General features: G+C 64.6%; 24 protein-coding genes. 16 read left to right on the top strand and 8 right to left on the bottom strand.

The window, feature by feature from the left end; genetic code table 11:
• Positions 1 to 2 precede the first annotated feature (2 nt).
• The 7 genes from FVW59_RS09775 to FVW59_RS09805 are packed head-to-tail and all read left to right on the top strand — an operon-like array spanning position 3 to position 6,386.
• On the top strand, positions 3 to 182 hold the full coding sequence (locus FVW59_RS09775; protein ID WP_148064087.1) for a cbb3-type cytochrome oxidase subunit 3: 180 nt from the start codon (positions 3 to 5) through the stop codon (positions 180 to 182).
• Positions 175 to 1,059: a cytochrome-c oxidase, cbb3-type subunit III gene (gene ccoP, locus FVW59_RS09780; RefSeq protein WP_148064088.1), complete on the top strand. Its 885-nt coding sequence runs from the start codon at positions 175 to 177 to the stop codon at positions 1,057 to 1,059. Before FVW59_RS09775 ends, ccoP begins: the two co-directional genes overlap by 8 nt.
• Before the next feature lie 57 nt (positions 1,060 to 1,116).
• Positions 1,117 to 2,529 (top strand): cytochrome c oxidase accessory protein CcoG, encoded by a 1,413-nt coding sequence (gene ccoG, locus FVW59_RS09785; protein WP_148064089.1) that lies wholly within the window; start codon positions 1,117 to 1,119, stop codon positions 2,527 to 2,529.
• On the top strand, positions 2,526 to 3,020 hold the full coding sequence (locus tag FVW59_RS09790; protein ID WP_148064090.1) for a FixH family protein: 495 nt from the start codon (positions 2,526 to 2,528) through the stop codon (positions 3,018 to 3,020). Before ccoG ends, FVW59_RS09790 begins: the two co-directional genes overlap by 4 nt.
• Positions 2,953 to 5,448: a heavy metal translocating P-type ATPase gene (locus FVW59_RS09795; RefSeq protein WP_246139694.1), complete on the top strand. Its 2,496-nt coding sequence runs from the start codon at positions 2,953 to 2,955 to the stop codon at positions 5,446 to 5,448. The genes FVW59_RS09790 and FVW59_RS09795 overlap by 68 nt, the downstream gene beginning before the upstream one ends.
• 6 nt (positions 5,449 to 5,454) lie before the next feature.
• Positions 5,455 to 5,676, top strand: a complete 222-nt coding sequence (gene ccoS / locus FVW59_RS09800; protein WP_148064091.1) for a cbb3-type cytochrome oxidase assembly protein CcoS — start codon at positions 5,455 to 5,457, stop codon at positions 5,674 to 5,676.
• Between the two features lie 5 nt (positions 5,677 to 5,681).
• The gene (locus tag FVW59_RS09805; protein ID WP_246139695.1) at positions 5,682 to 6,386 is read left to right on the top strand and encodes a sulfite exporter TauE/SafE family protein; all 705 of its coding nucleotides are present in this window, start codon (positions 5,682 to 5,684) and stop codon (positions 6,384 to 6,386) included.
• Positions 6,387 to 6,467: 81 nt separating this feature from the next.
• Here FVW59_RS09805 and FVW59_RS09810 read toward each other — a convergent pair whose 3' ends face one another.
• The 4 genes from FVW59_RS09810 to ectA form a co-directional block, all read right to left on the bottom strand.
• A complete protein-coding gene (locus tag FVW59_RS09810; protein WP_148064092.1) occupies positions 6,468 to 7,910 on the bottom strand; it encodes an aspartate kinase in 1,443 nt (480 codons plus the stop codon).
• A gap of 87 nt (positions 7,911 to 7,997) precedes the next feature.
• A complete protein-coding gene (locus FVW59_RS09815; RefSeq protein ID WP_148064093.1) occupies positions 7,998 to 8,402 on the bottom strand; it encodes an ectoine synthase in 405 nt (134 codons plus the stop codon).
• A gap of 72 nt (positions 8,403 to 8,474) precedes the next feature.
• Positions 8,475 to 9,824 (bottom strand): diaminobutyrate--2-oxoglutarate transaminase, encoded by a 1,350-nt coding sequence (gene ectB, locus FVW59_RS09820; RefSeq protein ID WP_148064094.1) that lies wholly within the window; start codon positions 9,822 to 9,824, stop codon positions 8,475 to 8,477.
• Positions 9,825 to 9,900: 76 nt separating this feature from the next.
• A complete protein-coding gene (gene ectA, locus FVW59_RS09825; protein WP_148064095.1) occupies positions 9,901 to 10,416 on the bottom strand; it encodes a diaminobutyrate acetyltransferase in 516 nt (171 codons plus the stop codon).
• A gap of 329 nt (positions 10,417 to 10,745) precedes the next feature.
• Here ectA and FVW59_RS09830 point away from each other — a divergent pair, with 329 nt between their 5' ends.
• Genes FVW59_RS09830 through FVW59_RS09845 form a run of 4 tightly spaced genes read left to right on the top strand, consistent with a single transcriptional unit; the run spans position 10,746 to position 16,447 of the window.
• Entirely contained in the window at positions 10,746 to 11,288 is a 543-nt protein-coding gene (locus tag FVW59_RS09830) for a MarR family winged helix-turn-helix transcriptional regulator (protein WP_222711467.1), read from the top strand.
• 32 nt (positions 11,289 to 11,320) lie between these two features.
• Positions 11,321 to 12,058 (top strand): translesion DNA synthesis-associated protein ImuA, encoded by a 738-nt coding sequence (gene imuA / locus FVW59_RS09835; RefSeq protein ID WP_148064097.1) that lies wholly within the window; start codon positions 11,321 to 11,323, stop codon positions 12,056 to 12,058.
• On the top strand, positions 12,058 to 13,332 hold the full coding sequence (locus FVW59_RS09840; RefSeq protein WP_148064098.1) for a Y-family DNA polymerase: 1,275 nt from the start codon (positions 12,058 to 12,060) through the stop codon (positions 13,330 to 13,332). The genes imuA and FVW59_RS09840 overlap by 1 nt, the downstream gene beginning before the upstream one ends.
• A complete protein-coding gene (locus tag FVW59_RS09845) occupies positions 13,316 to 16,447 on the top strand; it encodes an error-prone DNA polymerase (protein WP_148064099.1) in 3,132 nt (1,043 codons plus the stop codon). The genes FVW59_RS09840 and FVW59_RS09845 overlap by 17 nt, the downstream gene beginning before the upstream one ends.
• A gap of 70 nt (positions 16,448 to 16,517) precedes the next feature.
• On the opposite strand, the gene FVW59_RS09850 is transcribed toward FVW59_RS09845, so the two are convergent.
• On the bottom strand, positions 16,518 to 17,018 hold the full coding sequence (locus FVW59_RS09850) for a Spy/CpxP family protein refolding chaperone (protein ID WP_148064100.1): 501 nt from the start codon (positions 17,016 to 17,018) through the stop codon (positions 16,518 to 16,520).
• 187 nt (positions 17,019 to 17,205) lie between these two features.
• On the opposite strand from FVW59_RS09850, the gene FVW59_RS09855 reads away from it, so the two are divergent.
• The 3 genes from FVW59_RS09855 to tauD all read left to right on the top strand — a co-directional run bounded on the left by FVW59_RS09855 (position 17,206) and on the right by tauD (position 20,183).
• Positions 17,206 to 17,910 carry a response regulator transcription factor gene (locus FVW59_RS09855; protein ID WP_148064101.1) on the top strand — a complete coding sequence of 235 codons (705 nt, stop codon included), beginning with the start codon at positions 17,206 to 17,208 and terminating at the stop codon, positions 17,908 to 17,910.
• Positions 17,907 to 19,274, top strand: coding sequence for an ATP-binding protein (locus tag FVW59_RS09860; protein WP_148064102.1), 1,368 nt, complete (start codon positions 17,907 to 17,909; stop codon positions 19,272 to 19,274). Before FVW59_RS09855 ends, FVW59_RS09860 begins: the two co-directional genes overlap by 4 nt.
• 84 nt (positions 19,275 to 19,358) lie before the next feature.
• Positions 19,359 to 20,183, top strand: coding sequence for a taurine dioxygenase (tauD, locus tag FVW59_RS09865; RefSeq protein ID WP_148064103.1), 825 nt, complete (start codon positions 19,359 to 19,361; stop codon positions 20,181 to 20,183).
• Between the two features lie 7 nt (positions 20,184 to 20,190).
• On the opposite strand, the gene FVW59_RS09870 is transcribed toward tauD, so the two are convergent.
• The 3 genes from FVW59_RS09870 to FVW59_RS09880 all read right to left on the bottom strand — a co-directional run bounded on the left by FVW59_RS09870 (position 20,191) and on the right by FVW59_RS09880 (position 22,620).
• A complete protein-coding gene (locus FVW59_RS09870; RefSeq protein WP_246139696.1) occupies positions 20,191 to 20,616 on the bottom strand; it encodes a PaaI family thioesterase in 426 nt (141 codons plus the stop codon).
• 50 nt (positions 20,617 to 20,666) lie between these two features.
• The gene (locus tag FVW59_RS09875) at positions 20,667 to 21,419 is read right to left on the bottom strand and encodes an SDR family NAD(P)-dependent oxidoreductase (RefSeq protein ID WP_148064104.1); all 753 of its coding nucleotides are present in this window, start codon (positions 21,417 to 21,419) and stop codon (positions 20,667 to 20,669) included.
• A 100-nt stretch (positions 21,420 to 21,519) separates the two neighbouring features.
• Positions 21,520 to 22,620 carry an AraC family transcriptional regulator gene (locus tag FVW59_RS09880; RefSeq protein ID WP_148064105.1) on the bottom strand — a complete coding sequence of 367 codons (1,101 nt, stop codon included), beginning with the start codon at positions 22,618 to 22,620 and terminating at the stop codon, positions 21,520 to 21,522.
• A 117-nt stretch (positions 22,621 to 22,737) separates the two neighbouring features.
• On the opposite strand from FVW59_RS09880, the gene FVW59_RS09885 reads away from it, so the two are divergent.
• Positions 22,738 to 23,496, top strand: coding sequence for an SDR family NAD(P)-dependent oxidoreductase (locus FVW59_RS09885; protein WP_148064106.1), 759 nt, complete (start codon positions 22,738 to 22,740; stop codon positions 23,494 to 23,496).
• Positions 23,483 to 25,606, top strand: a complete 2,124-nt coding sequence (locus tag FVW59_RS09890) for an outer membrane protein assembly factor BamB family protein (RefSeq protein WP_148064107.1) — start codon at positions 23,483 to 23,485, stop codon at positions 25,604 to 25,606. The genes FVW59_RS09885 and FVW59_RS09890 overlap by 14 nt, the downstream gene beginning before the upstream one ends.
• Positions 25,607 to 25,634 lie beyond the last annotated feature (28 nt).

Genomic DNA, 25,634 nt, shown 5'->3' on the forward strand with positions numbered 1-25,634 from the left:
TCATGGACATCAACGACCTCAGGGGGCTGAGCACACTGTTCCTGATGATTTCCTTTATCGGGCTGTGCATCTGGGCCTACAGCGGCAAGCGCCGCAAGACCTTTGACGAAGCGGCGCAACTCCCCTTCGCCGACGAAGAAATGAATCAACGTACGATGCGGGAGGACGTCAGGAATGACTAGTTTCTGGAGCGCGTGGATCATCATCCTCACCAGCATCACCCTGATCGCCATGACCTGGCTGCTGCTGGGCAACCGCAAGACCGGCGCGAAAAAGGAAGATACCCCCACCGGCCATGCCTACGACGGTATTGAGGAGTATGACAACCCGCTGCCCGCCTGGTGGTTCTTCATGTTCCTGATCACCATTATCTGGGGGGTCGGCTACCTGGTGGTCTATCCCGGCATGGGTAATTTCCCGGGGGTCATCGGCTGGACCTCCACCGGCCAGCACGCCGAGCGGGTAGCCGCGGCGGAAGAACGCCACCGCGCCATGTACGACCGCTACCTGGCCCTGCCCATCGAGGAAATTGCCAGTGACCCGGTAGTGCGCCGCATGGGAATGCGCATGTTTGGCAACAACTGCTCCCAGTGCCACGGCGCCGATGCCCGCGGCGGCTACGGCTTCCCCAATCTCACCGACGACGACTGGCTCTACGGTGGCGATGCCGCGACTATCGAGGCCAGCATCACCAACGGCCGCCAGGCCGCCATGCCCGCCTGGGAAAACGTCATCGGTGACCGCGGGGTGGAGGAGGTCGCGGCCTATGTGCTGAGCCTGAACAATCACGAGCCCGACGCCGGTATGGTGGCCGCCGGCGAAGCCCACTTCAAAACCTACTGTGTCGCCTGTCACGGCCCCGAAGGCAAGGGCAACCCGGCCCTGGGAGCGCCCAACCTGACCGACGGTATCTGGCTGTATGGCGGCACTCCCTCGGAAATCGCCCACTCGGTACGCGCTGGCCGCAGTGGCGTCATGCCGGCCTTCAACCACCAGCTGGGGCCGGAGAAAATCCACATCCTCGCAGCCTACGTCTACGGCCTGCGCGAGGCCAACTAGTCTCCGCGCGCCCCCGCCGGGGTGCGCGCCCCCTCACTCTTTCGATGGTACCGCGCGATGTCTGACCCGGATCTGATCGATGTGCAGGACGTCGCTCCCGCTGAAGTGGGAGAGATGGATCTGTACCAGCACCGCGAAAAAATCTACACCCGCAGGATCGAGGGCTTTTTCCAGCGTATCCGGCTCTACACCGGCTGGCCATTGCTGCTGGGTTACTTCCTGCTGCCCTGGCTCGACTGGGAGGGGCGCCAGGCAGTCCTGTTCGACCTGCCGGCCCGCAAGTTCCATATTTTCGGCCTGACCTTCTGGCCCCAGGACTTCTTCCTGCTGGCCTTTCTGCTGATCATTGCCGCCTTCGCCCTGTTCGCGGTGACCACCTTTGCCGGACGTATCTGGTGCGGTTACACCTGCCCGCAAACGGTGTGGACCAGCATCTTCATGTGGATCGAACAGAAAACCGAGGGCAGTCGCAACCAGCGCATCAAGCTGGACAAGGCCCCGTGGAATAGCGGGAAATTGCTGCGCAAATGCGCCAAACACGGCGGCTGGCTGCTGGTGTCGTTCTTTACCGGTTTCACCTTTGTCGCCTATTTCTATCCCGCCCGGCAACTGCTACCGGAACTGCTCACCTTTTCCAGCACCCTGATGGTGGTGGCCTGGGTGGTGTTTTTTACCTGCGCCACCTATATCAACGCCGGCTGGATGCGGGAGCAGGTGTGCACCCACATCTGCCCCTACGCGCGCTTCCAGTCGGTGATGTTCGACCAGGACACGCTGATCGTGTCCTATGACCCGGCCCGGGGTGAGCCGCGCGGCTCGCGCAAGCGGGGCAGCGACTACCGGGCCCAGGGTCTGGGGGATTGCATCGACTGCTCGCTCTGCGTGCAGGTCTGCCCCACCGGCATCGATATCCGCGACGGCCTGCAGTACCAGTGCATCGGCTGCGCCCTGTGCATCGACGCCTGCAATTCGGTGATGGACAAAATGAGCTACCCCCGCGGCCTGATCCGCTACACCAGCGAGCACCAGCTGGAGGGCGGCGTTACTCACTGGGTGCGCCCGCGCATCGTTGGTTACGCGGCGGTACTCAGCCTGATGGTCGGCGTATTTGCCTACACGGTGCTCAACCGGGTACCGATGGAAGTCAGCGTGTTTCGCGACCGAAACCAGCTCTACACCGCCACCGCCGAAGGCGATATCGATAATATCTATACCCTGCACCTCGCCAACATGGACAGCGAGATGCACGAATACCGGGTGGAAGTCGGCGGTCTCGACAATGTCCTGCTGATCGGTGAGACACACCACACCCTGAGCGCGGGCGAAGTGCGTGAGCTGTCCCTGCGCCTGCGTATGCCCGCCGGCGTCCTCGACAAACCGAGTACCGAGATTGAATTCACCGTCACGGCTACCGATAATCCGGACATCGCCGTCACTGCCGAGTCACGATTTATGGTGCCCTTCCAATGAGCAGCCTGCGCGAAGCCCCCACCCTGCCCTGGTACCGGCAATTCTGGCCCTGGTTCCTGATCGCCCTGCCCGCCTGCGCGGTGGTGGCCAGCCTGTGGACTATGGTCATCGCCCATACCGGGGCAGATGATCTGGTGGTGGACGAATACTACAAAGACGGGCTCGCCATCAATCGCGAACTGGCCAAACGCCAGCGTGCCGAGGCCGCCGGTATTGAAGCGGCCCTGCAATTACAGGGCGACGCGCTGCTGGTGACCACCCGCGGTCCGGTTCAGGAGCGCCAGTTGCGGCTGTCGATTTCCCACCCCATGGAAGCAGACCGGGATTTCGCTCTGCCCCTTATGCAGGCCAGTCCCGGACACTATCGCGCCCGCCTGCCCCGCCTGCCAGAGCCCGGCTGGCACTGGGTACTGGAGAGTGAGGGTGAGCCGGTCTGGCGCCTGGACGGACAGTTCAAAGCTGCTGATTTCGGCGATGCCGGGCGCGGCTGAAGCGGTCGTCGGCGACGCCACGGCACTGCCTGCGCACTGCTTTCACTGCGGTGAAGACGTCCCGGCGGGGAGCCGATACGCCGTGGTCATCGATGGCAGCGAGCGACCCATGTGCTGCCCCGGCTGCGCGGCCATCGCCACCCTGGTGCGGGAAGGCGGGCTGGAAGCCTATTACCGGCGCCGCAGCAGCTATGGCGAACGCCCCGGCACCGCCACTGCAGCGCCGGCAGAGCAGTTCGCCATCTACGACGACCCCGAGGTCGCCGCCGGTTTTAGCCAGCCAGATGGCGACGGAACCCGCCAGGCACGCCTGCTCCTGGGGGGCATTCACTGTGCCGCCTGCACCTGGCTGATAGAACAGGGCCTGGACCAGATGCCCGGGGTCCTGTCGGCCAATGTCAACCTGCAGCACCAGCGTCTGGACATTCGCTTTGACAGTTCCGCCCTGCAGCTGTCACAGATCTTCGCCCGGGTGGAACAACTCGGCTACCGCGCCCAACCCTTCCTGGCCCGAACCCGGCGCGAACAGATGGACGCCGAACACCGTAGCAACCTGCGCCGCCTGGCGGTGGCCGGTCTCGGCATGATGCAGGCGGGGATGTTCGCCATTGCCCTGCACGCTGGCGATTTGCAGGGCATCGACGACGCTCACCGGGATCTGATGCGCTGGGTGAGCCTGATCATCACCACTTTCGTGGTGGCCTATTCATCGCGCAGCTTTTTCGAAAACGCCTGGCGCCACCTGCGCGCCGGCGCGCTGGTGATGGACCTGCCGGTCGCCCTCGCCATCGGGCTGGCCTGGCTGGCCAGCGCCTGGGCCACCGTGAGCGGTGGCGGCCAGGTCTATTTTGACTCGGTCCTTATGTTCACCTTTTTCCTGCTGCTCGGCCGCTTTCTCGAGCAGCGTGTACGGCGTCGTTTCCAGCTCAACTGGTACGAGGTAGAGAGCGCCCTGCCCAGCCTGGTGCAGCGCTGGCAGGCGGGCACTTGGCAACCCGAGGCACGTATCAAAGTCACCCGGGGTGACCGCCTGCTGGCAACGGCCGGCAGTGTCATTGCCGTGGACGGGCGGGTGTGTGCCGGGCACAGCTCAGTGCGCGAGGACAGCTTTAACGGTGAATACCAGCCGCGCCCTGTGGCTCCCGGCGACACCGTATTTGCCGGTACGCTGAACCTTGAGGGCGCGCTGGAAATCGAGGCCAGCGGCCCCTACAGCGAAACCCGCCTGGCAGCCCTGCAGCAATCGGTGGGACGTGCCGGCGGCGCCCGGCCGCGCCTGGCGAAACTGGCTGACCGTATCGCCGGCTGGTTTGTACTGGCTGTACTGCTGGTGACCTCGGCCACCGCCTTCGTCTGGTACCAGATCGATCCGGGGCGCGCACTCTGGGTCAGTCTGTCGGTGCTGGTCATCAGCTGCCCCTGTGCCCTGGCACTGGCCACACCCGCCGCGCTCACCAGCGCCGCCGCCGCCCTGCGCCGCCGCGGCATTCTGGTGCACGGAGAGAATGCCCTGGATGCCCTGTCGCGCAGTGACACCCTGCTGGTGGACAAAACCGGCACACTCACCCACGGCGCGCTGAACCTGCGGCAGGTACTGCCGCTGTCCACCCTGGACAGCGCGCAGTTGACGGCAATGGCAGCGGCCCTGCAAAGCGCATCGCGCCACCCGGTGGCGAAAGCCTTCGAAGGTGCTGTGAAAGCGCCAGGCTTCGAGCATCTGCAGTACTGCATCGGCGCCGGCGTCAGCGGCTTTCGCGATAACTGCGAGTGGCGCATCGGCAGCCGGGATTTTTGCCGGGAAATTGCCCCTGCCCTGGCAGAACCTCCGGATACACAGCACTACTGGGTGGCACTGGTGCGACGCAACAAAGCCCTGGCCTGGCTCGGCTTCGACGATCAGTTGCGCCCGGATGCAGAGCCCCTGCTGGCGCAACTGGGCGCAGCGGGAATCCACATCGAACTGCTATCCGGCGACCGTCCGGAACGGGTCGCCGTGGTGGCACAGGCACTGCCGTTGAACAGTGCCCGCGGCGGTCTCGACCCCGACCAGAAACTGCTGCGACTGGAAGAATTGCAGGCCAGCGGGCACGTGGTAGCCGCCATTGGCGACGGTCTGAACGATGGCCCCCTGCTGGCCCGGGCGGATGTATCCTTCGCCGTTGCCCAGGCCACCGATCTGGCCCGCGCCCAGGCGGATTTCGTCATGGAGAGTCGCGACCTCGACGGCATTGCCCTCAGCTGGCGCACCGCCCTGCGCTGTCGCAGGGTGATACTGCAGAATATGGCCTGGGCCCTGGGCTACAATCTCTGTGCCATTCCCCTCGCCGCCGCCGGCCTGGTGCCTCCCTGGGCCGCTGCGCTGGGTATGTCCGCCAGCTCCCTGCTGGTGGTGCTAAACTCGCTGCGACTGACCCGCAAAGGCACCTGAAACACCATGGCAAGCCTCTATCTGCTGATTCCCGTCGCTCTCATCTTCTGCATTGTTGCCCTGCGCCTGCTGCTGTGGGCCATTAACAACGGCCAGTATGACGACCTCGACAAGGAGGCCTGGCGCGTTGTGATGGATGATGACGTGCCCGGGCGCAAGGATGAAAAACCGGCGCCCGGAGATACACCTGGTAGCGGGGCCGGCAGCGAAACCGGCGGGCGGGACTGACGCTTTTGCCGGACAGCCTGCTCAGCGATGCAAGCCTGCTGGCGGCCTTTGCTGTCGGCCTGGCTGGCGCCGGCCACTGCCTGGGGATGTGCGGAGGTATCAGCGCTGCACTCGGTCTCGGCGGAGCGGCAACGCCTGCCACCACCGCCGCCTACCACTGCGGGCGACTGCTGAGCTATACCCTGCTCGGCGCCGCCGCTGGCACTCTCGCCGCAACCCCCGATGTTGCCGGATGGACCCTGGCCCTGCGCTACCTGGCCGCACTGCTGCTGATTGCCATGGGACTTTATATCGGAAACTGGTGGTTCGGCCTGCAGTGGCTGGAGCGGGGGGGTGCCTTCCTCTGGCGCCCGCTGCAGAGACTCGCGGCCCCGCTGCTTCCCCTGCGCAGGCCGCGAGAGGCACTGGCCCTCGGCCTGTGCTGGGGTGTCATGCCCTGCGGCCTGATCTACAGCGCCCTGGCGCTGGCGGCAACGCGCCAAAGCACTCTGGATGGCGCGGCCACAATGCTCAGCTTTGGCGCTGGCACACTGCCCGCCATGTTGCTGGTGAGTGTCGGAGCGACCCGCCTGCAAGCGCTGCTGCGCTCCCGCGGCATGCGCCGCGCCATTGCCCTGCTACTGATTGCCGGCGGCCTGTGGAGCCTGGCCACTACCGCCTCCCACAGCGAACACCTGCTGCACGCAAAAGCGAGCCAGCATCACCACTGACAGGGTGTTGAAACAACCTCGCCGTAGCGTAGCCCTCACCGGCCCACTGCGCTACTGCAGCGGGCCGGTGAGGGGAGCGGATCAGGAGGCGAGGCAGATGGCGCGGCCGTGGTCGTGGGGTTCCACCAGGCCTGCGTGCAGGCTGCGAATGGCCTGCTCGTAATCTTCCTCGTTGACCACGAACTGCATATCCACCTGGCGCATGGACTGGTGTATCGCCAGTACGCTGATATCGTGCTCGGACAGGGCGTTGACCGTCTTCGCCAGAATGCCCGGTACCTGCATGTCGCTGCCAATGGCGGAGACAATAGCCACCTTCTGCTGGCGGATTTCCGCTTCCGGAAAACGCTCCTCCAGTGCCGTCTTGATCCGCTTTACCGTCTTCAGGTTGGTGGCGAGGTAGTTGGTCACCGTGTTGGCGTTGATGTCCTTGGCCACGTTGTGGGCGCGGAAACGCTGGATCGTCTTCAGGATTTCCATGTCGTAGTCCGCGACTTTGCCGGCCATGTCCTGGTCGAACAGTTCCAGCGCGTATACCCCGCGGCAGCCGGCAATAATCTCCACGCAGGCGGTATCGGAAACATAATCGCCGGTAATCAGCGTGCCGCCGTGCTCCGGTTCGAAGGTGTTCTTCACCCGCAGGGCGATACCGTTCTGGCGCAGGCCCTTGGCCGCCTTGGGGTGGATGGCCTCCATACCGAGGTTGGCCAGCTGATCCGCCACGTCGTAGTTGGTGCGGCCGATCGGCACCGCGTTGTCCTCGCCCACCAGGCCAGGATCCGCCGTACTGAGGTGAAATTCCTTGTGGATGATGGCTTCGCGCGCATGGGTGAGCACCGCCAGGCGGCTGAAGGTCATCTCGCTATAGCCGCGATCGAAGGAACTGATGAGGCCGTCCTCACTGTGTGCGTAGCCGGTCACAATCGGCATTTGCTTGCTCAGGTCGAGATTGGCAAAGGCCTGCAGGATGCGCTCGTCGAGGGAAATATGCTCGGCGGACTGCCAGCCGGTCAGGTCGACAAACACTGCATTGATACCGTCTCCCTGCAACAGGCGCGCGGTGTTCCAGGCGCTGTGGGCCTCCCCCACACTGGCCAGCATCTCGCGCACCGTGGCCAGGTGGTCTTCCACCGAGAAGTGACCGTGGCGGCACAGGCTCTGCAGGTCCTCCAGGCACTGGCGTGCACTGTCCAGGCGTTCGCCAATGAATTCATTGGCGGCGCGCAGCTGCAGCGGGTCTTCAAACAGGCTGGCGTTTTTCTCGTACATGGCGGCGCGCACGCCCTCCAGCGCCGCGACCCAATTGTCGTCGCGAAAGCCCTCGGCAAACAGGCCATACACGCCCGGGGTGCCATCCTTCTTGTCTTCCAGCAACTTGTTGGTCATACCGCCATAGGCCGATACCACGAACACCCGCTGGTACTGGGTGCCCTCGGCGGCCTGGGCAAATACGATGTGGTCGCGTACAGCGATGTAGTCGCTCATGGACGTACCGCCGATTTTCTCCACACTGTGTAAATTCATGTTGTCTCCCGTTCCGTTTGAAGTGAGTGATCCAGGTGGCGACCGCTGTCAGTCACGACAGGCCGGACGCCACCGGCGACGTCCACTTCAGTCAGTGACGGTATCCGCCTCCAGTTCGTAGGCACCTTCCTTGTTGTGCACTTCAGTACCGTGCAGGGGCGGATTGAACACACAGGCCATCTTCATTTCCCGGGTGGCGCGCAGGATGTGCTTGTCGTTTTTATCGAGGATGTAAAGGGTGCCGGCCTTGATGGGGTATTTTTTGCCATCGGCCACGGTTTCCACCTCGCCCTCACCGGACATGCAGTACACCGACTCCAGGTGGTTCTGGTAGTGCATGCCAAAATCCGCACCTTCATAGATGGTGGTGATATGAAAAGAGAAGCCCATGTTGTCGTCTTTCAGTAACATGCGCACGCTGTCCCAGTTGCCATCCGGTGAAACAATTTTGCGGCCGGTGGCGGACGCGGTTTCAAGATCTCTCACTATCATCGTTTACTTCACTCCGTATTGGTGGGGCCCCAGGCCCCGTTCAACCCATATTTGTTCGCTGCGGTATGCGCCTCAGCTGGCGCGCTGCATCACTTCGCGCTCACTCTCGTCGCCGGCTTCGATCTGGTAGTCCTCGTCGAAGTAGTCCACCGTCTCCGGAATGCTGTCTTCGCCGGCGCACACTTCGGCAATGGCCTGCTCCACGATATCGATACCGCGCTTGAGGCTCGCTTCGCTGATCACCAGCGGACACAGGAATTTCACTACCTGGTCGTCTGCGCCACTGGTCTCGATGATCAGCCCCTTCTTGAAGGCGGCGCTGGTGATCTTGCCGGCGATATCGCCGTTGACGCAGTTGATGCCGCGGAACATGCCGCGACCGCAGGAGGTGAAATTGCCCTCGCCGTACTTCTCCACGATCTGGTTCAGGCGCTTGGCCACATAGTCACCCTTGGCGCGCACACTGCGGGCGAAGTTGTCATCGCTCCAGTATTCATCGATGGCGGCAGTTGCAGTGACAAAGGCAAAGTTATTGCCACGGAAGGTGCCGTTGTGCTCGCCCGGTTTCCACTGGTCCAGCTCGGGGCGGATCAGCACCACCGCAAAGGGCAGGCCGTAGCCGCCGAGGGACTTGGACAGGGTAATGATGTCCGGGGTAATGCCGGCCTCTTCAAAGCTGAAGAAGGTGCCGGTACGGCCGCAGCCCGCCTGGATGTCATCGACAATCAGCAGCAGGTTGTGCTTGCGACACACGCTTTCCAGGTTGCGCAGCCACTCCACGCTGGCGGCGTTGATACCACCCTCGCCCTGTACGGTTTCGACGATAACCGCCGCCGGCAGGTCGACACCGCTGCTGGAGTCGGACAGCACCTTGTCCAGGTAGGCGGTGGTATCGATATCCTCGCCGAGATAGCCGTCATAGGGCATGCGGCTGCTGCCACTCAGGGTGACGCCGGCGGCGCCGCGGTGATGGGAGTTACCGGTGGTGGCCAGGGAACCCAGGCTCACGCCGTGAAAGCCGTTGGTAAAGGAAATCACATTCTCGCGCCCGGTCACGCTGCGGGCCAGTTTCAGGGCCGCCTCCACCGCGTTGGTGCCGGTGGGTCCGGTGAACTGCATCACGTACTCCATGCTCCGGGGCTTGAGAATCTTCTCGTTAAACGCCTCGAGGAAAGTGCCCTTGGCGCGCGTGTGCAGGTCCAGGCCGTGGGTGATGCCGTCGGCATGAATATACTCCAGCAGCTTTTCCTTGAACGCCGGGTTGTTGTGGCCGTAGTTCAGGGTGCCGGCGCCGGCCAGGAAGTCGATGTACTCGGTGCCGTCCTCGTCGTACAGGAATTCCCCCTGGGCGCGATTGAAGACGCGGGGAAAGGAGCGGGCATAGCTCTGAACTTCGGATTCGATTTCTTCAAAAATTTTCATGGCAGTTCCTCTTGCTTGAGTATCTGGGCGTGAATGTTGTGTCTTGCGGACAGTGACTGGTAATGACGCTGCGGCTTCAACCGGCAGCGCGGACAGCGGCCTGGCCGCCGAAGGGGCCGATGCGCACCAGCAACTCGGAGGCGTGCTCGCCACCGAAATGGCGCTCCCTGTCGAACATGACGCTGCGCGACATTTCGGCTTCGCGGCGCTCGGCAAAGCGACTGAACAGGGCCCAAGAGGCCGCGTTGTCTTCGGTAATGGTGGTTTCCATAAAGCGCACGTCAGCGCAGTGCTGGCGCTCGACGATATGGGCCAGCATTTTCCCGGCCAGCCCCTGGCCGCGGGCTTTTTCGCCCACCGCCACCTGCCAGATGAACAGGGTGTCGTCGCGGCCGGGGATGATATAGCCGGAGATGAAGCCCACCAGCTCGCCGTCCATCAGGGCGGCCACCGAGGTGTCGGCGAAGTGGGCGCACTGCAGGAGATTGCAGTACATGGAATTGGTGTCCAGCGGCGGGCAACACCCTATCAGCTGGTGTACCGCATTGCCGTCTTCCCGGACAGGAACGCGCAATGTGATTTCGGCAGTCATCTATCTACTCCTAAATATTTCTGCTCAAATATTTCGTGTTCGATATTATAGTGGCGTGATTTTGATTTTATAACCCCCAATTTCGAGTTATTTGTTCACATTTTGGCCACTATCAGAGAGAATCGCCTTCAAATTGAACGAATTATTTGTTTAGCTCTCTATACATTTCAATACAATGACCGAAAAACGAGAAGCGAATGACCGCACAGACAGCCAGAAAGAAGCCGCCGGAATCCAGTGAGGCGAAAGATTTTGAGGATGGAACTTTCCGGGAATGGGAAGTGGGTGGTTATAATCCGGCCCTTCTCTTCTCTGGACAGGAAACACTCTTGGGCCGCATCGATGAAGTCCTGGTCGCCCTGCGACGGGTTATCCGCGCCACCGACCTGCACTCCAAGCACCTCGCCAAAACCACCGGGCTGACCGCGCCGCAAATCCTGCTGCTGCAGTCGATCCGCGACAAGGGCGAGGTGACCATCGGCGAACTGGCCACCGATGTCAGTCTCAGCCAGGCAACGGTGACCTCCATTCTCGACCGCCTGGAAAAGCGCGAACTGATCTTCCGCGAGCGTTCCAAGACCGACAAGCGCAAGGTGCACGCCTACCTCACCGACCAGGGCATGGAGATGCTCAAGAGCGCTCCCCTGCCCCTGCAGGCCCAGTTCACCCGCCAGTTCGGCGACCTGCAGGAGTGGGAGCAGACCATGATCATCTCCTCACTCCAGCGCATAGCACAGATGATGGACGCCCAGCACATCGACGCCTCTCCGGTGCTCGATATCGGCATGCTGGACCGGCAGAACGCCATCCACGAACGGCACGACATGCTGCACGACGAGCGTGGAACAGAGGGGCTGCAGCCCGATAATTGACCTCCCGCATATACTGTACAAAAATACAGTATATGCAAACACCTTCCTCTCTCAATCAGCTGCTCCGTCGCGGGGATGTCTGGCGCGGGCGCCGCGCTCTGCGCTTGGGCGATGTGCGTCCCAGCGGCTTTGCCGAACTGGATCGCCACCTGGTGGGCGGCGGCTGGCCGCTGGGAGCACTGGTAGAAATCGGCGCGCCCCGGCTGGGGAGCGGGGAGTGGCTGCTGCTATCGCGCAGCCTGCGCGATAGCGCCGCCGAGGGCGGCTACCTGCTGCTGGTCAATCCCCCCGCCCTGCCCTGCGGCGCCGCCCTCGCCCAGCTCGGCATTCCGCTGGAGCGCCTGCTGGTGGTGCGCGCCAGCCAGCGCAACGAGTTGCTGGCGGCGGTGCTGGAGGGGCTTAACGCCGGCTGCATCCGGCTGTTGCTGTTCTGGGAGAGCCGCCGCGCCCTGTCCTACGCCGAGCTGCGCAAGGTGCAACTGGCGGCCTCTCACGGCCACAGTCTCTGTATTGCATTGAGCACCGGCAGCATGCGCAGCCACAGCCCGGCGGCGCTGCGCCTGGCGCTGCAGCCCCGGCGCGCGGGAGCACAGGTATATATCCGTCGCCAGCGCGGCGGTGATGCAGGCCTGCAGGTCACCCTGCCCTGGCCAGCCAACTGGGCCCTGCGCACCTTCGATGAGTCCGCCGGCCTGCCACTGTCCTCAGCACAGCAACAGGCGCGCCCCCCTGTCGCGGCCGCCGTACTGCCGCTGGAGGCGCCGGGCTGATGCTGTGGCTGGCACTGCGCTTTACCCGATTGCCGCCGGAACCGGAGCGCGCCGCGGCGCTGGACGAACTGACGGCCTGGGCCTACGACTACACACCCCATATCAGCACCTGCCACGGCGACAGCCTGCTGCTGGAAATCTCCCGCTGCCTGCGCCTGTTCGGCGGCGTGGAGCTTCTCTGCCAGCGCATCTGCGCGGACCTCGACAGCCTCGCCCCCCACTACCACCTGGGCCTGGCCCACACGGCTCCCGGGGCCTGGATACTGTCCTTCCAGCAGCACCCGCCGGCGGCGGACGACAGCAGGGCAGAGTTCATGCAGCGCCTGCAGGCGGCCCCCCTGCACCTGCTGGCGGAGCACCCCCGGGCGGTGAGCGGCCTGCAGCAGATGGGGCTGGGCCGGCTGGGTGAGGTCCTGGACCTGCCGCGGGCGGAACTGGGGCGGCGTTTCGGCAATGACTTTGTGGCCTGGCTGGCCGGCATTGAGGGCAGCGCCGCCGCACCGGCGCCGCTCTTCCAGGCCGGGGAAAGCTTCCACCGCCAGCTCGAGTTCAACTTCCCCCTGCGCGACAGCGGGCAACTGGAAGCGCCGGCCCGCGAGCTGCTGCAGCAGCTGGTGACCTGGCTGGTCAGCCGGCAGCTGCAGTGCCAGCAGATCTGCTGGCAGCTGTGCTCGCCGCAGCACCGGCGGCTGGCGGTGCCGGTCAGCTGCAGTCGGGTACACGGGCGCTGGGACATGCTGCTGGGGTTGACCCGCCTTCACTTCGAGAGAGTCCAGCTGGACTTTGACGTGGAGCGCCTGGAACTGACCTGCCAGCAGACCGTGGCGGTAGACCTGCGCAGCCAGCCCCTGTTCGAGCTGAGCGGCTGCGAGCGGACAGACGAACAGGCCCGGGCCCTGGTGGCGCGGCTGCAGGCCCGCCTGGGGGGCGGTGCCCTCTACCAGATACAGCTTTGCCCGGAACACCTGCCCGAATACAGCCAGCAGGCGGCGCCGCCCTTTGCGCCGCGACCGACAGTGCAGGCTCCCCCCGGCCCCCGCCCCTGCTGGCTGCTGGGCGCGCCGCAACCCCTGCACTACCGCGGCGGGCATCTGTACTGGCACGGGGCCCTGCAGCTGCTGCGCGGGCCGGAGCGCATTCGCGGCTACTGGTGGCAGCCGGCAGGCGCCACCGCGCGGGACTATTTCGTCGCCCGCTGCGACGACGCCCGGCACTACTGGGTCTACCGCGACGGCGACAGCGGTGAGTGGTACCTGCATGGCCTCTTTGCCTGAGCCTCCTCCGCCTGAAGCGCCTCCCTACGCAGAACTGGCCGCACTCAGCAACTTTACCTTCCTGCGCGGCGCCTCCCATCCCCACGAGCTGGTAGAGCAGGCCCACAGGCTGGGCTACCGCGCCCTGGCGCTGGCGGACGAGTGCTCCCTGGCCGGCGTGGTGCGCGCCCATGTGCGGGCCCGGGAGCTGGGACTGCACCTGATCATCGGCAGCCAGTTCCAGGTCGATGACAACTGTCGCCTGCTGGCCCTGGTCACCGACCGCGCCGCCTATGCCGAACTGTCGGGGCTGATTACCCTGGCCCGGCGACGCAGCCCCAAAGGGCTGTACCGTCTGCACATGGAAGACCTGCGCTTTCGCCTGAAGCGCTGCCTGATCCTGTGGCTGCCGGAGCCGGCAGCCGCCAGTGCCGCCGTCGGCGCTGAACTCAGGCGCAGTTTTGGCGAGCGATTGTGGCTCGGCGCCAGCCGCCATTTCAGCGGCGCCGAGCCGGAGCACTGGCAAGGCCTGCTGCAACTGGGGCGGGAGCTGCGGATACCGCTGGTCGCCTGTGGCCGGGCCGAGATGCACTGCCGCTCGCGCCAGCCCCTGCACGATGTGCTGGCCGCCATCCGCCTGGGCCAGCCCGTGCAGGCGCTGGGCACGCGCCTGGCTGCCAATGCCGAAGCCTGCCTGCGCCCGCGCCAGGTGCTGGCCCGGCTCTACCCGCCGGCGCTGCTGGCGCAAACCCTCAGCATCGCCCGCCGCTGCACCTTCAACCTGGACGAACTGCGCTACCAGTACCCCGCCGAGCTGGTGCCTGAAGGACTGCGCCCGATCGGGCATCTGCGCGCACTGGTGGCGGAGGGCGCCCGCCGGCGCTGGCCGGAAGGCCCACCAGCCGCCGCGGTAAAAGCGCTGGAGAAGGAGTTCGCGCTGATCGAGGAACTGGGCTACGAGTACTTTTTCCTCACCGTCCACGACCTGGTGCGCTTCGCCCGCGAGCGCGGCATCCTGTGCCAGGGGCGCGGCTCCGCTGCCAACTCGGTGGTCTGTTACTGCCTGCACATTACCGAGGTTTCCCCCGAGGTGGTCGACGTACTGTTCGAGCGCTTTATCTCCAAAGAGCGCAACGAACCACCGGATATCGACGTGGACTTCGAAAGCCAGCGCCGCGAGGAGGTCATCCAGTACATCTACCGCAAGTACGGCCGCAAGCACGCCGCCCTGGCCGCCACTGTCATCACCTACCGCACCCGCAGCGCGGTGCGCGATGTGGGCAAGGCCCTGGGCTTTGCGCCTGAGCAGGTAGACCAGCTCGCCAAATCCCTGGCCTGGTGGGACCGCGGCGGCGACCTGGCCCAGCGCGCGAGGGAGTTGCTGGGCGCCGATGCCGGGAGCGAAGGCGGCGACCTGGTACCGCACTACCTGGCGCTGGTGCAGGCCATCTGCGGCTTCCCCCGCCATTTGTCGCAGCATGTGGGGGGTTTTGTGATCGCCCAGGACCAGGTCAGCGACCTGGTGCCGCTGGAAAACGCCGCCATGCCCGAGCGCACCATCATCCAGTGGGACAAGGACGACCTCGAATCCCTCGGCCTGCTCAAGGTGGATGTGCTGTCGCTGGGCATGCTGTCGGCCCTGCGCCGGGGGCTGCAACTGGTGAGTCGCTACCAGCCGGGTATCGCCAGCCTGGCGGACATCCCCCGGGAAGACCCGGCCACCTACGACATGCTGTGCCGGGCCGATGCCATCGGTGTATTCCAGGTGGAATCCCGGGCCCAGCTGTCGATGCTGCCGCGGCTCAAGCCGCGCTGCTTTTACGACCTGGTGATCGAAATCGCCATCGTGCGCCCGGGGCCGATCCAGGGTGACATGGTGACGCCCTACCTCAAGCGCCGCGCCGAACTGCGCGACGGCCTGACGCCCGAGAGCATTCCCGACTCGCCCCTGAGCCAGGTGCTGCGGCGTACCCTGGGCGTGCCCATTTTCCAGGAACAGGCCATTCGCATCGCCATGGTGGCGGCGGGCTTTTCCGGCGGCGAGGCCGACAACCTGCGCCGGGCCATGGCCAGCTGGGGCAAGAACGGCAACCTGCTGCAATTCCAGCAGCGCTTTATCGACGGCATGCTGGCCAACGGCTACGAGCGCGAATTCGCCGAGCGCATCTTCGAGCAGATCAAGGGCTTTGGCGGCTACGGCTTTCCCGAGTCCCACTCCGCCAGCTTCGCCCTGCTGTGCTACTTCTCCTCCTGGCTGAAATGCCACCACCCGGCGGCCTTCTACTGCGCCCTGCTGAACAGCCAGCCCATGGGTTTCTACTCCCCCTCACAGCTGGTGCAGGACGCCCGCCGCCGGGGGCTGGAAGTGCGGCCGGCCGATGTGCGCTACAGCGAGTGGGAAAACACGCTGGAGGGAGAGGCGCCGGACCTCGCCCTGCGCCTGGGCCTGTGCAGCGTGTCGGGGATGGAGGAAAGCGCGGGCCAGCGTATCGTGGCAGCGAGGCAGGCGCAGGGTTTCAGGGATAGCAGGGATCTGGCGCGCCGCGCCGGGCTGGCCAGGCGGCCGCTGCAGCTACTGGCGGCGGCAGATGCCCTGCGCGGTATCAGCGGCCACCGCTTCCAGTCCCACTGGGAGGTGGCGGGCATCGAGGAGAGTCGCCCGCTGCTCGGCGAGCGCGGGGAATCACCCCAGCAGGCCGTGCAACTGCCGCCCCCCAGCCTGGCCCAGAATATTGCCGCCGACTACCACAGCAGCGGCCTCAGCCTGCGCCCCCACCCCATGGCCCTGCTGCGCTCGCAGCTGCCCTTCCGGCGCTGCAAAACACAGGCCGAGCTGGCCGCGATCGGCCACGGGCGTTTCGTCCGGGTGGCCGGGCTGGTCACCAACCGGCAGCGACCGGGCACCGCCAAGGGCACCCTCTTCCTCACCCTGGAAGACGAGACCGGCAACATCAATGTGATTGTGTGGAAGGCCACCCAGGCCCATTTTCGCGAGCCGTTATTGCGGGCCCAGCTGCTGCTGGTGAAAGGCACCGTGGAAAGCAACGGCGAGGTAGTGCACGTGATTGCCGGCGCGCTGGAGGACTGTTCGCAGCATCTGTTCGGCTTCCGGGTGGATTCGCGGGATTTTCGTTAGTACCGCAGGAACGAAAAAAGGGGTGGCGGCGGCCACCCCAGGCGACAGGGCTTGGTAAGGGAGTCCCTGCTCAGATGTCCTCGTCGTCCGATTCCTCGCCGGGGCGGCCCTCCCCGCGTTTGCCGAAGCGGTGGCCGGCGTGCTGCTTGCGGCGCTCCATCATCTGGTCCAGTTTGGCGCGCTGCTCGTCGCTGAGCACTTCCCGCACCTGGTGCTGGGATTCAGCCATCTGGTAGGTCATGCGGCTGGTGATCTGGCCGATCTCGTCGGCGGCACTCTGCACGGCACCGGCGTCAAAGTTGTCACCGCTGTCGCTGTTGCTGCGCAGTGTCTCGCGCAGTTCGCCCAGCCGCTCGCGATCGGCTTCGCCCTGGCTGCGCTGGCTCTCCATAATCTGGCGGATCCGCGTCTCCTGGTCATCGCTCAGCGACAACCTCTCGCTCATTCGTTCAATCACGACATCGGTGCCCGGCCCGCGTTCAGGTCCGGGGCCTGCCAGGCTGGTGCCAGCACCGAGCAGGGCGATACTGAGGCCGGTGGCAGTGAGGGTCTGCTTTAACAGTTGTTTCATGGCAATCTCCTGTGGGGTGTGTCTCGCTCTACAGCAGCAGAACTTGGAGCCAGTGTAGGCAGCGCCCCGGTTAAACTCCGCAGCATCCGTGTAAAGAAGCGTTAAGAACAGCCTCGCCAGGTTAAGTGGCGTGACAGGGCCAGTGCAAACGCTGACAATCCAGCCTGACACTCAGGGGACGGAGCCCATGGACGCCGACATTCTGATCATCGACGACGATACCGAACTGTGCGAACTGCTGGCCGAATTCCTCAGCCTGGAGGGCTTTCGCGTGCATGCGCAACACAATGGTGAGCAGGCCCTCGCCCATTGTCGCGAACAGTCCTACGACGCCATCGTGCTGGACATCATGTTGCCCGGCCTGCAGGGGCTGGATGTGCTGCGCCGGCTGCGCACCTTCAGCCACACCCCGGTGCTGATGCTCACCGCACGCGGCGAAGACACCGACCGCATTGTCGGCCTGGAACTGGGCGCCGACGACTACCTGCCCAAGCCCTGTAACCCGCGGGAATTGGCGGCCCGCCTGCGGGCCATACTGCGCCGCACCCAGGCGCCGGATGAGACCAGCCCCAGTCGTGAACTGCAGGTCGGACGCCTGCACCTGAACAGCGCCCAGCGCCAGGCCAGCTACAACGGGGAATCCCTGAGCCTGACCAGCGCCGAATTCAACGTATTGCACAGCCTGCTGGCCCGCGCAGGGGACGTGGTGGACAAAGACACCCTGTGCCAGGAGGCCCTGGGCCGGCCGCTGTCCGCCTACGACCGCAGCGTGGATGTGCACGTCAGCAAGATCCGGCGCAAGCTGGCGGACTGCGGCGGCGACAACCTCATTCTCAGCGTGCGCGGCGCCGGCTACCAGTACGCGCCGGACAATGGCGGATCACTAGCGTGAGGCTACGCAACAATCTCTACATCAAGCTGTTCGTCGGTTTCTGGCTGATCAGCACCGGCATCCTCGCTAGCTGGATGCTGGCGGCGAGTTATTTCGAGTCCCTGCCCGGTGAAATTGTCGATGTGGAACGCCCCGGCCCACCACCGCGCTTCGTGCTGCGCCTGATCTACCAGTTGCAGAATGCCGGCGACGATGAGCTGGTGGAGATACTGCGCAGCAGCGACCAGCGCCATCACACCCGCATTTACCTCCTCAACGGCAGCGGCCAGGACCTGCTGGGCCGCAAGGTTCCAGAGAGCGCGCGGCTGGCCGCCGACCAGCTCGGCCCCGGCCAGCGCCGCATCCTGCTGCGACGAGAAAACGCCCCGCCCATCGCCGCCCACCTGATCTATCGCGAGCAGCAGGGCCTGCTGCGGGCGGTGATGATGGGGCGTGACGACAAACATCGCAGTCTGCTGCGCACTCTCAGTGACAAACTCTGGCTGCGCACTCTGCTGGCGGTGTTGATCAGCGGCCTGCTCTGCTATTTTCTGTCGCGCATGATGACAGGCCGACTGGAACGTCTGCGCCAGGCGGCGCGTTCGCTGGCCGCGGGAAAGCTCGACACCCGCATTGACGTGCGCGCCCAGGGCGGCGACGAAGCCGACGAACTGGCGCGCAGCTTCAACAGCATGGCCGAACAGCTGCAGCGCCGGGTGGAAGCCCAGAAGCGCCTGCTCAGCGATGTTTCCCACGAACTGCGCTCACCGCTGGCGCGGATGAAAATCGCCCTCGCCCTGGCCGAGCAGTCATCCGGCCCGCCCACCACCCAGCTGAATCGACTGGAGCGGGAAGTGGAACGCCTCGACGAACTGGTGGGCCAGCTGCTCAGCACCCAGAGCAGCAACAGCGCCCTGGACGAACATATCGACCTCGGCATCCTGCTGCGCGAGCTGTGCGCCGATGCCGACTTCGAAGCCCGCGCCGGTAATCGCCAGGTCAACCTGCACTGCGAACTGGAGCAGGCCCTGGTGGCCACGCGGGGCGACCTGCTGCGCAAAACCTTCGAGAATATCCTGCGCAACGCCGTCCACCACAGCCCCGCCGACAGCCGGGTGGAGATGAGCCTGGAACAGTACGGCGGCCACTATCGGGTCAGCGTACGCGATACCGGCCCGGGCATTCCGGAAGCGGAGCTGGAGCGCGTGTTCGACGCCTTTTACCGGGTGGACACGGCCCGCAGCCGCGACACCGGCGGTCACGGACTGGGGCTCTCCATCGCCAAGAGGGCAGTGGAACAGCACGGCGGCAACATCCGTGCCCGCAATACCCGGCCCGGCCTGGAGGTGACTGTTGAACTACCGGCCAGTGCCGAACTGCCCTGAACAGAGGGCCGCGCCTGGCAGCGTGGCAAGGCCCGCCAGCAGTGCTAGAATCGGCGCTCTTTTTTGCCTGTTAGCTCAAACACCATGCTCGAGATAAAACCCCTGGCCGGCGCGCTGGGCGCTGAAATCCACGGTATCGACCTGTCCCGCGACCTGAGCGGCAGCGACGTCGATACGCTGCGCCAGCTGCTCAACGAACACGAAGTCATTTTCTTTCGCGACCAGGACATCAGTCCGGCGCGGCAGCACGCCCTGGCCAGTGCCTTTGGCCCCCTGCAGACCCACCCGGCCTACGCCACGGTGGCGGGCTTTCCTGAGATCACCATTCTCGAGAGCACTGCGGAAAAGCCGACCAAGATCGAGGCCTGGCACACCGACATGACCTTCCGCGCCCACCCGCCTATGGCGACCTTTCTGAAGTCAGTCATTGTGCCGGCGCGTGGCGGGGACACCCTGTGGTCGAGCATGACCGCCGCCTACGAGGGGCTTTCCACACCGATGAAGGCCTTCCTGGACGGCCTCACCGCCGAGCACGACTTCAGTTACGGCTTCAAGGAAAGCCTGGCGGAACCGGGCGGCCGCGAGCGCCTGGCCGGTGCCGTGGCGGCCAACCCGCCGGTGGTACACCCGGTGATCCGCACCCACCCCGAAACCGGCCGCAAGGTGCTGTTCGTCAACAGTTTGTTCACCACCCGCATCCTGGAACTACCGGTGGCCGAGAGTCGCGCCGTACTGGACTTCCTGTTCCGGCACGCCCGCACCGACGAGTACACCTGTCGCTTCCAGTGGCGCCCCCACAGCATCGCCATCTGGGACAACCGCAGCACCCAGCACAAGCCTGTCAACGACTATTTTCCCCAGCACCGGCGCATGGAGCGCATCGTGGTGGACGGCGACCGGCCCTACTGAAAGGCCCTCAGTTTCTCGACGGAATGGCGTAGGTGCCCACCGCGTGGGCCACGGGCGCCTCGTTGCCCTCGGAATAGAGCGTGACTTCGCCGGTGGCCAGCCGCTTGCCGAGCTTGAGCAGGCGGCAGTCGGCAATCACTGCGCAATCGGCGGCGGGCTTGCGCAGGAAGTTCACATTGAGGTTGGTGGTTACCGCCAGCGCCACCTGGCCGATTTCACCGAGAATCGCGGCGTAGAGTGCCGCATCCGCCAGCGCCATCAGGGTCGGACCCGATACCGTGCCCCCCGGCCGCAGGTGCCCGACATCTACCGGCTGGCGCAGGCGCGCGCTGTGCCCGCCAGCAGACTCCACTGTCATTGTGGAGTGTGGAAACTCCTTGCAGAAAAAGGCTTCCAGCGCTGCCGCGCTCATGCCCTGCGGGGATTCACTCACGTTTGTGCTTCCTTCTCTGTGCCGATCCGGTCTGACTGATACTAAACCAATCAGCCCAGATAGGCCTGGCCGCCGTCGAGGCCAATGCTCTGGCCGTTGACGTAAGCGGAGTAGTCGCTGCACAGGGATGCCACATAGCGACCGATATCCGCCTCGCAGTCACCGATGCGGCGCTGGGGAATACTGGCGATAAAGGCCTCGGCCTCTTCGGGGTTGTTCTCCGTCCACCAGGCCAGCCCGGGGGACATGGCGTGGGGCAGAATGACATTGGTGCGAATGCCGTCTTTGCCCCATTCACTGGCCGCGGCCCGGGTCAGGGAGCGGATGGCCTCCTTGGTGGCGGCGTAGGCGCCATAGCCGGTCATATCCCAGCGCTTGCCGGCGGAACTGGCCAGGTTGACGATCACCCCGTCGCCCTTGAGGTGGGGGTAGCACAGCTTCATCAGGCGGAAGGTGGCCAGGGGGCCGGATTCCCAGCCGCGACTGAAAGCGTCTTCGTCCACCTGGTGCAACGTGCCCAGCGGCACTTCCTGGGCATTGTTGACCAGGATATTGAGGCCGCCAAAGTACGACACCACGGTATCCACAGTGTTTTGCAGCGATTCGGCGGACTTTACGTCGCAGACCAGCGGCAGGGCTTCGCCGCCGCGCTGGCGAATCTGTTCGCAGGTGTTTTCCAGTTTTTCCAGGGTGCGCCCGGTGACGGCGACCTTCGCACCCTCGGCGGCCAGCGCCAGCGCAATGCCTTGCCCCACACCCTGGCCAGCCCCAGTAACCAGTGCAATCTTGTTTTCCAGCAGCATGCTGCTCTCCCTCCTCGGTGGATGCGTCAACAGTGGCGGCAAGACTAAGCCCGCCGCGTACATCGCCGCAAAAAACGGCCACCGCTTTCAGGAGATTGGTTCAGCCAGCGCTACCATCCCAGACTTCACCGAGGCTGCGCACGCCGTCGCGGTAGCTGCGCGGGGTTTGTCCGGTCCAGGCCTTGAAGGAACGCACGAAGGAACTCGGCTCGGTAAAACCGAGATACTCGGCTACCTCGGCTACCTTCGCGTCTTCATTGATCAGCTTGTCGATTGCCACCTGGCAGCGCACTTCGTCCTTCAGCGCCTGGTAACTGGTCCCCTCGCGCTGCAGGCGCCGGCGCACACTGGACTCCGACATCAGCAACTGACTGGCCACGGTTTCCAGCGAAGGCAGCGGCCCGGGCAGGTCGATGGTAATCAGGGATTTTATCGCGGCGCTGGTGCTGGCCTGCTGGCGGTCGATGGCGATCAGCTGGTACACCGCGTTGGCGAGAAACTCCTTGAGGGATTCTGCCGTCTGCACCACCCGCCGGCCGAGATCCTCGCGCTGGAATTCAATGGCGCTGTCGCCGGCACCGAACTGCACCGGACAGTGGAACACATCCTCCAGTCGCCGGGTGTAGGTCTCACTGCGCATCGGTGCGGCAATACCAACAGACACCAGCTCCAGCGGGTGGCCGGTGAGCCAGCCACACAGGGCGTGCCACACCAGCAGCCCGGAGGCGCGACTTACCGGTTGCAAGAAGCCCTCTCGGTCCCATTGCTCCAGCATCAGTGCCTCGGCGTCGGTGTCGTTGTCAAAGTCGTAGCACAGGCGCGCACAGGCACTGCCGTCGTCCTGCAGGCGAATGCGATAGCCAAGCAGGGGATAGAGCAATTCATCGAAGCGTTCGGCCATCCGCAGCGCCTCCCCCAGAGTGCGCGCGCCGATCAGGCAATGGCACTTGAGTTCAAAGCTTTCGCTGCCGATGCCCGCGCCCCAGGGCAAGGTGCGCTTGACGGTTTGCATCTGTTCCGCCGCCGCCTTGTACAAGCGCGAATACTGCAGGGCCGACAGCGGATAGTCCGGCGGCAGCGATGCCAGGCGACCGGCGACCAGGCCCGCGCGCGCCAGCGGCGTTTCGGTATCCAGGCCCAGGCGTTCAAGATATGCAACCAGGCGGCTGAATTGGTAGGCATTGACGGTAATGTCTTTCATGGCGTCGGGCACTGGCGGTTTTTGTCTAGTAATCTGGTGTTTGTCGCGCTTGGTCGCATCGGGCGAGAGCGTAGCATAGTGCGCCTTCTCACGCTTTCACCCCAACAGGAGACAGACATGGGCCTACTGCAGGGCAAAACAGGTATTGTGACCGGCGCTGGCCAGGGTATCGGGCGGGCCATTGCCCAGTCCTATGCACGGGAAGGTGCCCGGGTGGTAGTGGCAGACTTCAACGCCGAAGCCGGCGAGGAAACCGTCAGGCTGATCACCAACGCCGGCGGCAGCGCCGTGTTTGTGCACGGCGACGTTAGTGTCGAGGACTCGGTGCGCACTATGGTGGAAACCGCCGTCAACACCTATGGCCGCCTGGACATTGCCTGCAACAGCGCCGCCCTCAGCCGCGGCCACGGCCCCATCCACGAATTCGAGCGGGAGGAATTCGACCGCACGGTGGAGATGTGTTTCACCAACACCTGGCTGTGCATGAAGTACGAAATTCCGGCGATGCTGAAAAACGGCGGCGGCGCCATCGTCAACATTTCCTCCAACTCCTCCCTCAAGGGCCAGGCCTATAACACGGCCTACGCCGCCGCCAAGGGAGGCGTGAATATTCTCACCAAGAGCGCCGCCGCCGAGTACGGCGCCCTCGGTGTGCGCATCAACGCGGTATCGCCCGGGGTGATCCGCACCCCCGGGGTGGAAAAGTACTTTCAGGAGCAACCCAAAATCGCCGAGGGCCTGAAAAAGGCCGCGGTAATGAATCGACTGGGGGAACCGGAAGAAATCGCCGAGGCGGTCACCTTCTTGAGCTCCGATCGCGCGTCCTTTATCACCGGCCAGATTCTGTCAGTGGACGGCGGCGGTGCGGTCAAGTAAGGCGCGCCTGCTGGCGCTGCTGCTGGGGGCCGCCCCGGCAGTGGTCCCGGCAGGTGACTTTGAGCGCTGGCAGCACTACGGCGGCGACCCGGGCAACACCCACTATTCCAGCCTGAGCCAGATCAACCGCGACAACGTGGCGCAATTGCAGCCGGCGTGGACCTACCACAGCGCCGGCGGCAAAGCCCTGCCCGCCAGTTCCGAGTTGCAGGTCAATCCGATCGTGGTGGACGGCGTGCTGTTTGGCCGCAATCCCCTGTACAACGTGTTTGCCGTGGACGCTGCCAGTGGCGCGGTGCGCTGGACCTACGACCCGCCGCTGGAACATGTGGGCCTGTCCAACATGCGCGGGCTGACCTACTGGCCCGGCACCGACGACCAGCCCCCGCGTATCCTTTTCACTACCGGCCATTTTCTTATGGCCCTGGATGCCACCACCGGAAAAATGATCGACAGCTTTGGTAACCGGGGCCGGGTCGACCTGCGCGAAGGGCTGGGACGCGACCCGGCCCTGGTCAGTATCAACGCCCCCTCCCCCGGAGTGCTGTTCGAGGACCTGATTATCATGGGCTCGGCGGTAACTGAAACCGCCGGCGCCGCCCCCGGCGACATCCGCGCCTACGATGTCCGCAGCGGCGCACTGGCGTGGACGTTTCACACCATTCCCCACCCCGGCGAAACCGGCCACGACACCTGGCCCGAAGATGCCTGGAAAACCTTCGGCGGAGCCAATGCCTGGGCCGGTATGAGCGTGGATGAACAGCGCGGCGTAGTGTATGTGCCCACCGGTTCGCCGGCACCGGATTTCGACGGTTCGGGCCGCAGCGGCGCCAACCTGTTCGGCAACAGCATCATCGCCCTCGACGCGCGCAGCGGCGAGCGCCTGTGGCACTATCAGGCGGTGCACCACGACCTGTGGGACCGCGACCTCAGTTCCGCCCCGACCCTGGTGGAAGTCACCCGCAACGGCGAAAAACACCAGTGGCTGGCCCAGGCCAGTAAACAGGGTGTGCTCTACCTGCTGGATCGCGACAGCGGCAAGCCGGTGTTCCCCATCAGGGAGGTTGCCGTACCCGCCTCAACGGTGCCCGGAGAGCAGGCCTATACCACCCAGCCGCAAGTCACCCTGCCCGAGCCCTTCAGCCGCCAGCGTATGGGCGTGGAAGACCTCAGTGACATCAACCCCGAAGTCCACTCCCATGTGAAAGCCCTGTGGGAGAAGGCCGAGTCATTCGCCTACCTGCGCCCACCCGGTCTCAAACCTAGCGTACTGTTTCCCGGCTTCTACGGCGGCGCCAACTGGGGTGGGGGTGCCTTCGATCCGGCCACCAATACCTATTACATCAACGCCATGGAAGCGCCCCACCTGGTACAGATGGAAGCGGTGGAAGTGAACAAGGGCAGCGAGCTGGGCATGGGGCAGTTCCTGTTTCGCCAGCACTGCAGCGGCTGTCACGGTGTCAACCTGGAAGGCTTTTACCCCTACGCGCCGGCACTGAAAGACGTGGCTGATCGCCTCGACAAGCGCAGCGCCCATCGCACGGTGGTCGAAGGCAAGGGCCGCATGATGCCCTTTAGCCACCTCAACCGCCACGAGCGCGATGCCATCGTCGACTACCTGTTTGCCTTCAGCCGTGGCGAAACAGTGCCGGAGAGCGACGCAGGAACAGAGACCCGCTATGTATTCGCCGGCTACCGCGACTTTGTCGACCAGCGCTTCTACCCTGCAGTCAAGCCGCCCTGGGGCACACTCACGGCGATCGACCTGGCCAGCGGCCAGCGCCGCTGGCAAATTACGCTGGGTGAGTACGAGCAGCTGACGAAAGAAGGCATCCCGCCCACCGGTACCCGCAACTACGGCGGACCGGTGGTCACCGCCGGGGGACTATTGATTATCGCCGCCAGTTCGGATGCGAAACTGCGCATCTTCGACAAGCTCAGCGGTGAACTGCTGTGGAGTTACCCGCTGCCGGCGGCGGGCTACGCCACCCCGGCCACCTATGAAATCGATGGCCGCCAGTACATCGTCATCACCTGCAGTGGCGGCAAGCTCGGCACACCCACCGGTGACGCCTATATGGCGTTCGCCCTGCCCGGGCATAATCCCTGAAAAAGCGCTTCGCGGCTGGCAGGCTCAC

The sequence above is a fragment of the Parahaliea aestuarii genome, assembly GCF_008064635.1.
GTDB classification, from domain to species: Bacteria; Pseudomonadota; Gammaproteobacteria; order Pseudomonadales; family Halieaceae; genus Parahaliea; species Parahaliea aestuarii.

Coding starts and splice junctions, on each gene's coding strand:
- FVW59_RS09775 (WP_148064087.1), top strand. CDS start 3: ATGGACATCAACGACCTCAGGGGGCTGAGCACACTGTTCCTGATGATT.
- ccoP (WP_148064088.1), top strand. CDS start 175: ATGACTAGTTTCTGGAGCGCGTGGATCATCATCCTCACCAGCATCACC.
- ccoG (WP_148064089.1), top strand. CDS start 1,117: ATGTCTGACCCGGATCTGATCGATGTGCAGGACGTCGCTCCCGCTGAA.
- FVW59_RS09790 (WP_148064090.1), top strand. CDS start 2,526: ATGAGCAGCCTGCGCGAAGCCCCCACCCTGCCCTGGTACCGGCAATTC.
- ccoS (WP_148064091.1), top strand. CDS start 5,455: ATGGCAAGCCTCTATCTGCTGATTCCCGTCGCTCTCATCTTCTGCATT.
- FVW59_RS09810 (WP_148064092.1), bottom strand. CDS start 7,910: ATGAATTTACACAGTGTGGAGAAAATCGGCGGTACGTCCATGAGCGAC.
- FVW59_RS09815 (WP_148064093.1), bottom strand. CDS start 8,402: ATGATAGTGAGAGATCTTGAAACCGCGTCCGCCACCGGCCGCAAAATT.
- ectB (WP_148064094.1), bottom strand. CDS start 9,824: ATGAAAATTTTTGAAGAAATCGAATCCGAAGTTCAGAGCTATGCCCGC.
- ectA (WP_148064095.1), bottom strand. CDS start 10,416: ATGACTGCCGAAATCACATTGCGCGTTCCTGTCCGGGAAGACGGCAAT.
- imuA (WP_148064097.1), top strand. CDS start 11,321: ATGCAAACACCTTCCTCTCTCAATCAGCTGCTCCGTCGCGGGGATGTC.
- FVW59_RS09840 (WP_148064098.1), top strand. CDS start 12,058: ATGCTGTGGCTGGCACTGCGCTTTACCCGATTGCCGCCGGAACCGGAG.
- FVW59_RS09845 (WP_148064099.1), top strand. CDS start 13,316: ATGGCCTCTTTGCCTGAGCCTCCTCCGCCTGAAGCGCCTCCCTACGCA.
- FVW59_RS09850 (WP_148064100.1), bottom strand. CDS start 17,018: ATGAAACAACTGTTAAAGCAGACCCTCACTGCCACCGGCCTCAGTATC.
- FVW59_RS09855 (WP_148064101.1), top strand. CDS start 17,206: ATGGACGCCGACATTCTGATCATCGACGACGATACCGAACTGTGCGAA.
- tauD (WP_148064103.1), top strand. CDS start 19,359: ATGCTCGAGATAAAACCCCTGGCCGGCGCGCTGGGCGCTGAAATCCAC.
- FVW59_RS09875 (WP_148064104.1), bottom strand. CDS start 21,419: ATGCTGCTGGAAAACAAGATTGCACTGGTTACTGGGGCTGGCCAGGGT.
- FVW59_RS09880 (WP_148064105.1), bottom strand. CDS start 22,620: ATGAAAGACATTACCGTCAATGCCTACCAATTCAGCCGCCTGGTTGCA.
- FVW59_RS09885 (WP_148064106.1), top strand. CDS start 22,738: ATGGGCCTACTGCAGGGCAAAACAGGTATTGTGACCGGCGCTGGCCAG.